Origin of the sequence: Accumulibacter sp. (assembly GCF_036625275.1) — a bacterium.
Lineage (GTDB): Bacteria > Pseudomonadota > Gammaproteobacteria > Burkholderiales > Rhodocyclaceae > Accumulibacter.
In genome coordinates, this window is sequence record NZ_JAZKUD010000125.1 from 1 (window position 1) to 8,975 (window position 8,975).

The following is an 8,975-nucleotide window of genomic DNA, read 5'->3' on the forward strand; positions in this document are numbered from 1 at the left end:
CGGGACGCTTACAATCCCCATAAAGTACCGCCGTCGAGGCGCTTCAGTCCAACGAGGTTTATCTGCCGCGGATGCGCCAGCGGCAAGGTCGGACGCTTCCGGCGCGGCAGATAAACGCTATTCGTTATATTCCGGGCGTTCCTGCCCCTTCTTCTTTTTGACCGGGGTCAGGACCTGGCTTGGGAGGTTGGGATTCCGGGTGAGGTATTCGTAGGCCTTGTCGGACTCCGCCGATCGGCTCTACTCCGCCGCGGTCTCGCGGCTCCGCCAGCCCATCGAGTCGCTGTTCAACTGGATCCAGGAAAAGACCGGCATTGAGTGCGCCAGCAAGGTTCGTTCCTTCCAGGGCCTCCTGGTCCACGTCTTCGCCCGGCTTACCGCCGCCATGTTTCTATTGAACGCAAGGCCAATTAGCGCGTAATTCGCATTCCAGCGCTTCGGAACCGAACCACTGCACGTTGACCACGGTGACCAGTGCATCGGGAACGATGCCGCGCACGACCGCATTCGGCTGGAGTCGTTCAAGTCTCACAAGCTCTCAGTCGCTGCTCAGCGCTTCGCCACCCAGAGCAGCAGGGCATCGATCGCCGGCTTGCCGAGTCTTGCTTGCGGATCGTTGATCAGACAGACCACGATCCAGCGCTTGCCGCTATGGTCGAGCAGGAAACCGGCAAGTGCCCGTACCCCATCGAGATAACCGGTCTTCAGGTGCGCGCGCCCGGACACCGGGCCCTCGTTGAAACGCTTTCGCAAGGTGCCGTCGACGCCGGCGATCGGCAGCGAGGCGATGAGTTCGGGCATCACCGGGCTTTGCCAGGCAGCGCGCAGCAAAGCGGCCAGGCCGGCGGCCGAGATGCGCTCGCTGCGCGACAGGCCGGAACCGTTATCGAGCACCAGTTCGGGCAGGTTCAGCCCCTTCGCCTGCAGCCAGCGGGTAACCCGACGGCGCGCGCCTTCCACCGTTGCCGGGCGCTCGCTGTCGAGGCTCAGGAACAGTTGGCGCGCCATGACGTTATTGCTGAACTTGTTGATGTCGCGAATCACCTCGCCCAGCCCTGGTGACTCCTGTACCGCCAGCGTGCGTGCGCCGGCTGGCACGCGGCCGGCGCGGACACGGCCGCTAAAGCTGCCGCCGAGTTCGCGCCACAGGGCACGGAACAGGCCCTCGACCTGCAGGTCGGCAGCCCAGGGCGCGAGGTGCAGAGCCTTCTCGCCGCAGGCCGCCGGAAAACGACCACCCAGCTCGATGCTCTGGCCGTTGACCACCGGCCTGATCTGTTCGCGCCAGTCGCCGCAGGCCTCGTTCCCAAGGCTCAGACGATTGTCGATACGCAGGCCTTCGCTCGGCGTTTCAGCAATCACCTTGACCACCTGGCGTGCCGGGTCCGGCAGCAGCGTCAGGCGGATGCTCTTGAGGTTCACCAGCAGCGCGTCCGGGCCGGCGTTGTATGGTCGCAGTGGTTCCTGGTCGAACTCGCCGGGATCGTGTGGCGGAACTGCGAAAGCGCTGCGATCGAGGACCAGGTCGCCATCAATGTCGGCCACGCCGCGCGCGCGCAGTTGCCTCAACAGCAGCCAGAACGGTTCGAGACCGAGTTTGGGATCGCCGCTGCCGCGCAGATAGAGATGGCCGTCGAGTCGACCGTTGGCCGGGGCAGATTCGGCGAGCACTTCGCTACGCCAGGTATGGGCCGGCCCGAGCAGTTCGAGGGCAGCGTAAGTGGTCAGCAGCTTCATTGCCGAGGCCGGATTCATGGCCTGCCGCGGATGGTGGGCAAGCAGCGGCGGGCCACCATCAACCGCCTGCACGACCATGGCGACCGAGCGCGCGGGGATGCCGGCTTCCTGCAGCGCCTGACTGACGGTCGGCGGCAGGTCTGCCGCCTGGGTTGCCGACAGGCCGGGCGCGATCAGCGCGAGCATGACGATTCTGCGCAGGATGGGCCACCCTGCGACGTGCGTACACGCTGGTCGCCAAGGCTGCGCAGGTCGGGTTGGCGCTGCATCACCCGACATCCCCCTCCTGACTGATGAATGTCGGGTGATGCCCTGCGGGCTACGACCTACGGCTACGACCGCGGCCAGACGCCGAAGTACATTGTTCAGCCGTGCTCCCAAGGCGGCGGATGGCTGAGAAACTTGGTCAGCAGCGAATCGAGTTGGCTGAGCATCAGGTCGTTGCGTCCAGTCAGCCAGGCGCGAACCAGGTCGCTGTGGTGACCGGGCAAGGCCTGCACGGCAAGCTGTTCGGCGACGGTGGTGTCGTTCATCCGGCCGAGCAGGTCGAGCAGTCCGGTGGCATTCTGCTGATAGCGCTGAATACGCCGTGCTGGAAACAGCGGAGCGAAGAACTCGAGCGCGTAACGCAGCCGCTTCAAGGCGACACGCAGGGCATGCCGGGCTTCCGGATCCGCATCCTTGGTTTCAGTTGCCAGTTCGGCGACGCGTTTGGCGCGCTTGTTCAAGGAGCGCGGTGCAAAGGCGGTGATTGGCGGTTTCTTGCTTTCCGGGAGGGCAAGGGTGGCGGCGGTGAACTCGAGCAGCAACTGCGAATAAGTGGGCGCGGTCATGGCCGCCTGCGCCGTTTTGCGACAGGCAGCCAGGTGGCTGTTGGCCTGGCTGGTGAGCCGGTGCAGGTCGGCGTGATCGGGAAACGCCTTGTTGATCGGCGGCAGGATTTCGGTGATGAAGACGTCCCAGTTGCGGGTATCGCCCAGTTGATTGGCCAGGGTCCGCCAGCGGGGGTCGAAGTTGCTGACGTATTCTTCCGGCAGCAACGGGCGCCAGAGCCGGATCGCCGAACGCAGGCGGCGCATGGCGACGCGCGCCTGGTGGATGAATTCGGGAGCGTTGGTCTCGCGCAGCCCACGCTCGTTGCCCTGAAGCTGCGCCAGACACGAGAAGAGGGTGCTGCGAAAAACGGCGATGCTGGTCATCCCCATGGCCAGCTCCGCGTCGGCAGCCTTGGCCGGTGTCAGCGTGGTTTCGTCGGCCAGCCGATAGCCGCGCTCGGCCTTGCTGGCGCTCTCGGGATGCAGCGGCAGATCCTTCTGCAGGGCGAGCGCAGCGTCGAAAAGGTCGGCGACCTTCCCTTCGAGCAGTTCAAGCTCAACTTCGCAAATCGCTTCCTGACGGTCGCCGGCGACGATCTTGCCGCGGTCGAGGGCGACCTCGATGCGTGTTCCCTCCTGCGGCGTCAGCAACCAGAAGCTGCGGGTGAAGTCGGTGCTGAACACCGGCGCCAGTTCGGGGATCGCCGCTTCGAGAAAGCGGCGAAGCTTGGGGTTGTCCACGTGTGAAAAGTCGAATTCGCCAGGTTGACCAGGCGCCTCCCATTCGCGGCGTTGCGCCAGTCCACCGGGCGAAGCAGCGTCACTCTTGATGGTCAGCAGCCATGCCGAGTCCTTGCGGCGGTAACGCACGGCGAGACGTTTGCGCTGCAGACGCCGGTCGGGCGTGTCATAGTAGGTATTGACCAGCTTCTGTCGGAGCGGCTGGCTGTTGGCCAGCAGCGCGTGTGCAGGAACCCGCCGGGCAGCTCCTGCCGGCAGGCTCAGCTTGATCTCGGTTTCGATTGCCATATCTTTTGTCTCCTCGTTGGGGGGATGTAGGTGCTAGGTGCCGCAGTTTTCAGGAATTGTGTATGCGCAGTTTCTCGACATCGGGAATGTGAATCCTTCGCCCATCAACGACAATCAGCCCTTTCTCCGAGAGCTCGTGCAGGATACGCGAGAAGTGCTCCTGAGTCAGGTTGAGGCGCGAGGCAATGACGCCCTTGTTGGTCGGCAGGGTTACGGTGATTCCCTTGCCTCCGCCGCCGGAAATGTCCAGTAGCAGATAAGCGATGATGCGCTGCCGGCCCGAACACAGTGAATACGATTCCACGTCTCTGACCAGGTGGTGTAGACGCATCGAAAGCCCGGCAATCATCTTGCGACCGAACTTCGGGTCCGCGTCGAGTTCGTCGAGAATCGCCGTCTTCGAGATGTGCAGCAGCAGCGAATCGGCCAGTGCCTGCGCATAGACCACGAACGATCTGTCCGCGAACATCACGGCCTCACCGAAGGTCTGACCTTGCCCGATGATGTCGATGACTTTTTCCCCGCCTTGCGGCGAGGTGAATGCCAGTTTCACCTGGCCGTAAACCAGCAGGTAGAAGCCGGTCGGGGTATCTCCCTTGTGGAAGAGGATGTCACCGCGCGAGGCGGTGATTTCACGCGTGCCGTGCGCAAGGCGCGCGATTTCTTCTTTCTCCAGCCCGTTGAACAGCGGCACATGCGCCAGCAGCGCTTCAATGTTGATGCCGTGTTGGATGGAGTGCATGGGCGGTTTGTCGAAGGAATCAGCCAGCGCCGGAATTGACGGTCGGCAATATTCGCATTTGTGACCGTCAGGGGCAAGAGTATTGCACGAGAACCGAGAGCGATATGGCGATCGAAAATGGCCGGTCTGATCCGGAGAATACCGGGGCCCGATCTGGCGCGACTAGGGCGGGGAGATTCGTACGTCGCCAACGACTTTCACTACGGCTACGGTGCTTGCCGCGGTTTGCGCGGCGCAACGGCGAACAGGCGATCGTAAAGAGCGTTGGGCAGCAGGCGCAGAACCTTGGTCACCAGGCCCATTTGCCAGGGAATGACATGATAGCTGCCACCTCGTTCGATCGCTCGCGCAAAGCGCCGCGCGGCCTCGTCGGCCGACATCAGGAAAGGCATCGGGAAAGGATTGGCGGCGGTCATCGGGGTATTGATGTAACCGGGGCAAAGGGTGAGGACCTTCACCCCCGTGTCGAACAATTCGACACGCAGGCTTTCGAGATAGCTGATCGCCGCGGCTTTCGATGCGCAGTAGGCCTCTGCACCAGGCAGGCCGCGGATTCCTGCGACCGAGGCGATGCCGACCAGCCGCCCGCATCCCGCTTGCCGCATGGCACCGATGAACGGTGAAAAGGTGGCGGCCATGCCGAAGAAATTGACGTCCATGACCCGCCGGATGACTTCAAGGTCGACGGCGAATTCACTCAGGGTGCCGGCCGAGATGCCCGCGTTGGCGATCACCAGGTCGGGAATACCGAGTGCTGCGATGAAGTCTTCGCCAGCGGCACGCAATGCCGCAGCGTCGGTGACGTCGAGCGGGTAGCAGCGGACCTGGCCGGGCCAGCGTGCGGAAAGACGTAGCAAAGGCTCGATCCGGCGCGCAGACAGCCCGAGTCGTGCGCCCTGCGCTGCGTAGTATTCGGCCAGTGCCCAACCGATTCCGGACGAAGCGCCGGTGATGAAAACCCTGAGCATGCGGGAAGCCAGACTGGAAACGAGTCGCCGGGGTGTTCCGTTGCCGGCGACGCAGAAGCTTGTCGGAGAATGGCGCCGCGGGGTGTGAGACTAAAGCCGCTACTTTTTCTTGCGATCGCTGCGCGCCATGCCGATCACCTGGTCGGTAAGCGCCGGCAGTTCAGCCAGCCCCTTGAGTTCCTTGCCGGTCACCAGGTACTTGCCGTCGACGGTCATTGCCGGAACGCCCTGGATCTTGTAGGTCTGCACCATCTGATCGGCACGCTTGGCCTTGCTGACGACGGCGAAGGAGTTGTAGGCTTCGGTGAACCTTTTGGCGTCAACCCCTTGCGCGGTCACCCAGGCGATGATGCTCTGGTCGTCGTAGAGTTTGCTGCCCGCCTTGTGCAGGGCATTGAAAACCGCGCTGTCCAGCCTGGCCAGGTCGCCAGTAGTTTCCAGCGCATAAAAAAGTCGCGCCAGACTGGCCCACGGAGGACGTCCAAAGGTGACCGGCACGCGTTTGAAGGTCACGTCACTCGGCAATGCGGCCGCCCATTTGCCAACAATCGGATGGAAATCGCTGCAGTGCGGACAACCGTATGAGAAGAACTCGATCACTTCGATCTTTGCCGGCGTATCGGTTATCTGTGCCGGGATGATCGGTACGTAGTCGCGACCGACCACAAGTTCGGCCCGCACCGGCAGAACCACTGCCAGCAGGGCCAGGGTAATGGCAATCAACCATCCGCTGCGACCTTGATGCATGGGTTTTCTCTCCTCTCTCAGTCTTTCCTGACCACATTGGCGTCGATGCCCTGCCTGGCGAGGTCGGCACGCAAATGGTTCACATCGTCGATTTTGTGGTACGGCCCGATGCGAACGCGATACCACACTTTATCTTGCAGCATCACCTGCTGAATTTGCGCCTCGGTCCCGATTAACGCCAGACGTGCCTTCTGGTTGTCAGCCTCATGCGCGCTCTGGAACGAGCCAGCCTGCAGATAGAGCGGTTCCTTGAGGGCATTCTCGGTCTTGCTCCTGGCGCTGTCTGCTGGCTTGGCGTCAGCCGCCTTGCTCTCGGCCTTGCTGGTTGTTTTGGCTTCTGTCGGTTTGGCTTCAACCGGTTTGGCTTCAACCGGTTTGGCCTCAACCGGTTTGGCCTCAACCGGTTTGGCCTCAACCGGTTTCATCTCGATCGGTTTGGTCTCGGTCGATCTGGCGATCACCGGCCTGGTTTCTGCTGGTTTGGCTTCCTCGGGTTTGGGATCGGGAATCGCCTCGGCCTTGCCGGGCAGGATCTTGTAGAAATCGAAGCGTGGTTTGTCGGTGACCGGGTCACCCGGCTTACCGGGCAATGCCACCGGCGCCGAAGCGACCGGCGGCACTTCAGGAGTGGGAGTGGCTGCTGCTGGTGGCTTGCCGGTCACGGGCGGCGGCAGCTTGGGTTGCTGGCCGGTGGTGGTGAAAGGCAGCGGCGCCTTGTTGATATACCAGACCACGCCGGCCACGCCGATGACGCCGATGACCAGGCCAATGAACAGGCCGAGCAGGGTGCCCCCTCCCGATTTCCTGGCAGGCGGCGCTTTGCGGGGTTTCATGTCAAGACTCATGGAAGTCCTCGGTCCTCCGATCACATCGACTCGGGGCAACTGACGCCCAGAATCGCCATTCCATTATGGATCACCTGCCTGACGGCAGCCGCCAGTGCCACGCGCGCATCCCGTAATGCCGGATTGTCAACCAAAATCCGCTCGGCATTGTAGTAGCTGTGAAACTCGGCAGCCAGATCCTTGAGGTAAAAAGCGACCAGATGCGGTGCCAGTTCGCTGGCAGCCGTTTCGACAACCTCCGGGAACTCGCCCAGCCTGGCCGCCAGGGCGAGTTCGTAAGGGCTTTCCAGGCGGATGAGGTCGGCGGCGGTAAGTCCTGCCGGCTCGCCCCCCCACAGGGCCAACACCGAACAGACGCGGGCGTGCGCGTACTGAATGTAATAGACCGGGTTGTCGTTCGACTGGCTCTTGGCCAGATCGAGGTCGAAATCAAGGTGCTGATCGGATTTGCGCAGGACATAGAAGAAGCGGCAGGCATCGTTGCCGACATCCTCGCGTAGCGTGCGCAGGGTGACGAAATCCCCCGAACGGGTCGACATCTGGGCCTTCCAGCCAGAGCGATAGAGTACGGCAAACTGCACCAGCGCCACTTCGAGTACATCGGGATCAAGCCCCAGAGCCCTGATTGCACCCCTGACTCGTGGAATATAGCCATGGTGGTCGGCTCCCCAAATGTTGATGATGCGCTGGAAGCCGCGTTCGTATTTGTTCAAATGGTAGGCGATGTCCGACGCGAAGTAGGTGTAAAGACCGTTGTCGCGCTGCACGACGCGATCCTTCTCGTCGCCAAAAGCGGTTGACCGGAACCAGCGGGCGCCATCCTGAACATAGAGATGACCGCTTTTGTCGAGCCGCTCGACGCAACGCGCGACCAGGCCGACATCAAACAGCGACTGTTCGGAAAACCACACGTCGAAATGTACACCGGACTCCTCGAGATCCCTCCGGCAATCTGCAAGTTGCTCGGTGAGAACGAAGTCGTGCAGGGTTTTCCATTCCTCGCCGAGCAACTGCTTGGCCCTGGCAATCAGCGCATCGAGCTGGGTCTCACGCTGTTGCCCGGCGGCGGCGTCGGTGCGTTCGGGATCGGGCAGGCCGGGCAGGTCTTTACTGATGCTGACGAGCGGTCGCAGGTAACGGCCAGGATGCGCTGTCAGCAACTGCCTGGCCATGTCGCGAACATATTCGCCCTGGTAGGCGCTTGGCGGAAATGGCACGCTGTCCGGTCTGCTTAGTTCCAGGTAGCGCAGCCAGGTCGACAGGGCAAGGATATCCATCTGGCGACCAGCGTCGTTGACATAGTATTCGCTGGTCACGTCCCAGCCGGCATAACCGAGCAGCTTGCACAGGCTGCCGCCATAGGCGGCACCACGGCCGTGCCCAACATGCAGCGGTCCGGTCGGATTGGCCGAAACGAACTCGACCAGCACGCGGCGCTTGCCGCCAGTGGTCGAACGACCGAACGCGTCGCCCTGTTCGAGAATGCTGTGCAGCACTTCGAGCTTGGCCGCCGGCGACAGGTGAAAGTTGATGAAACCGGCGCCAGCGACTTCGCTCCGGTCGACCAGGGGCGAATACGGCAACTCCGAGACCAGCAGTTGCGCCAGTTGCCGCGGATTGCGTTTGATCGATCGCGCCAGTTGCATCGCCAGATTGCAGGAAAAATCCCCATGCGTGATCTGTTTCGGTCGCTCGATATGAATGACCGCGTCGGACTCGCTCGGTGCAACGCTGCGCAATGCGGCCCGCATCAGCTCGGCGAGGTGGCTCTTGAGATCGTGGCTCATCGGATGCTTCTGGCAGAGAATTTGGTCAAGCTGCTGATTATACGATGCACGACGCGCAACCGGGCGAATCATGGGCGAAACGCCCTTAGCACCTATCAGTTTGAACGTTGTCTTCGATCCTGTTGATCACACACCTGTTGAGGAGGTGTCGAACGTGGGCTCGGTGCAGGTGTTAGCGACTGAGAGGCTGTGAAAATATTCCTCGAAATCTGCCCGTCGGCTTGGCGGGTCCTGTATAATGACGGGGTCATTCACTTTGTCGCCCGTGCTCATGACCCCGCCCCCACCTTTGTTCCCTGACGAAC

7 protein-coding genes and 1 pseudogene are annotated in these 8,975 nt (G+C 62.2%); 1 reads left to right on the top strand and 7 read right to left on the bottom strand.

Annotated features, from left to right (window positions below):
• Positions 1–226: 226 nt before the first annotated feature.
• Positions 227–421, top strand: a pseudogene (locus tag V5B39_RS20685) (IS982 family transposase); the annotation flags it as partial.
• A gap of 128 nt (positions 422–549) precedes the next feature.
• On the opposite strand, the gene dacB reads toward V5B39_RS20685, so the two are convergent.
• From dacB to argS, 7 genes are all read right to left on the bottom strand, one after another.
• On the bottom strand, positions 550–1,923 hold the full coding sequence (gene dacB, locus V5B39_RS20690) for a D-alanyl-D-alanine carboxypeptidase/D-alanyl-D-alanine endopeptidase (protein ID WP_332344725.1): 1,374 nt from the start codon (positions 1,921–1,923) through the stop codon (positions 550–552).
• Positions 1,924–2,102: 179 nt separating this feature from the next.
• Positions 2,103–3,581 (bottom strand): CHAD domain-containing protein, encoded by a 1,479-nt coding sequence (locus V5B39_RS20695; protein WP_332344726.1) that lies wholly within the window; start codon positions 3,579–3,581, stop codon positions 2,103–2,105.
• A 49-nt stretch (positions 3,582–3,630) separates the two neighbouring features.
• Positions 3,631–4,323, bottom strand: a complete 693-nt coding sequence (locus V5B39_RS20700; RefSeq protein ID WP_332344727.1) for a Crp/Fnr family transcriptional regulator — start codon at positions 4,321–4,323, stop codon at positions 3,631–3,633.
• Between the two features lie 206 nt (positions 4,324–4,529).
• Entirely contained in the window at positions 4,530–5,291 is a 762-nt protein-coding gene (locus V5B39_RS20705) for an SDR family oxidoreductase (protein ID WP_332344728.1), read from the bottom strand.
• A gap of 99 nt (positions 5,292–5,390) precedes the next feature.
• Positions 5,391–6,038, bottom strand: coding sequence for a thiol:disulfide interchange protein DsbA/DsbL (locus V5B39_RS20710; RefSeq protein ID WP_332344729.1), 648 nt, complete (start codon positions 6,036–6,038; stop codon positions 5,391–5,393).
• Between the two features lie 17 nt (positions 6,039–6,055).
• The gene (locus V5B39_RS20715) at positions 6,056–6,871 is read right to left on the bottom strand and encodes an SPOR domain-containing protein (RefSeq protein WP_332344730.1); all 816 of its coding nucleotides are present in this window, start codon (positions 6,869–6,871) and stop codon (positions 6,056–6,058) included.
• Positions 6,872–6,903: 32 nt separating this feature from the next.
• Entirely contained in the window at positions 6,904–8,670 is a 1,767-nt protein-coding gene (argS, locus tag V5B39_RS20720; protein WP_332344731.1) for an arginine--tRNA ligase, read from the bottom strand.
• Between the last annotated feature and the right edge of the window lie 305 nt (positions 8,671–8,975).

Bases quoted from the DNA above. Each gene is read 5' to 3' on its own strand.
- V5B39_RS20705 (WP_332344728.1), bottom strand. From the start codon at position 5,291: ATGCTCAGGGTTTTCATCACCGGCGCTTCGTCCGGAATCGGTTGGGCA.
- argS (WP_332344731.1), bottom strand. From the start codon at position 8,670: ATGAGCCACGATCTCAAGAGCCACCTCGCCGAGCTGATGCGGGCCGCA.
- V5B39_RS20710 (WP_332344729.1), bottom strand. From the start codon at position 6,038: ATGCATCAAGGTCGCAGCGGATGGTTGATTGCCATTACCCTGGCCCTG.
- dacB (WP_332344725.1), bottom strand. From the start codon at position 1,923: ATGCTCGCGCTGATCGCGCCCGGCCTGTCGGCAACCCAGGCGGCAGAC.
- V5B39_RS20700 (WP_332344727.1), bottom strand. From the start codon at position 4,323: ATGCACTCCATCCAACACGGCATCAACATTGAAGCGCTGCTGGCGCAT.
- V5B39_RS20715 (WP_332344730.1), bottom strand. From the start codon at position 6,871: ATGAAACCCCGCAAAGCGCCGCCTGCCAGGAAATCGGGAGGGGGCACC.
- V5B39_RS20695 (WP_332344726.1), bottom strand. From the start codon at position 3,581: ATGGCAATCGAAACCGAGATCAAGCTGAGCCTGCCGGCAGGAGCTGCC.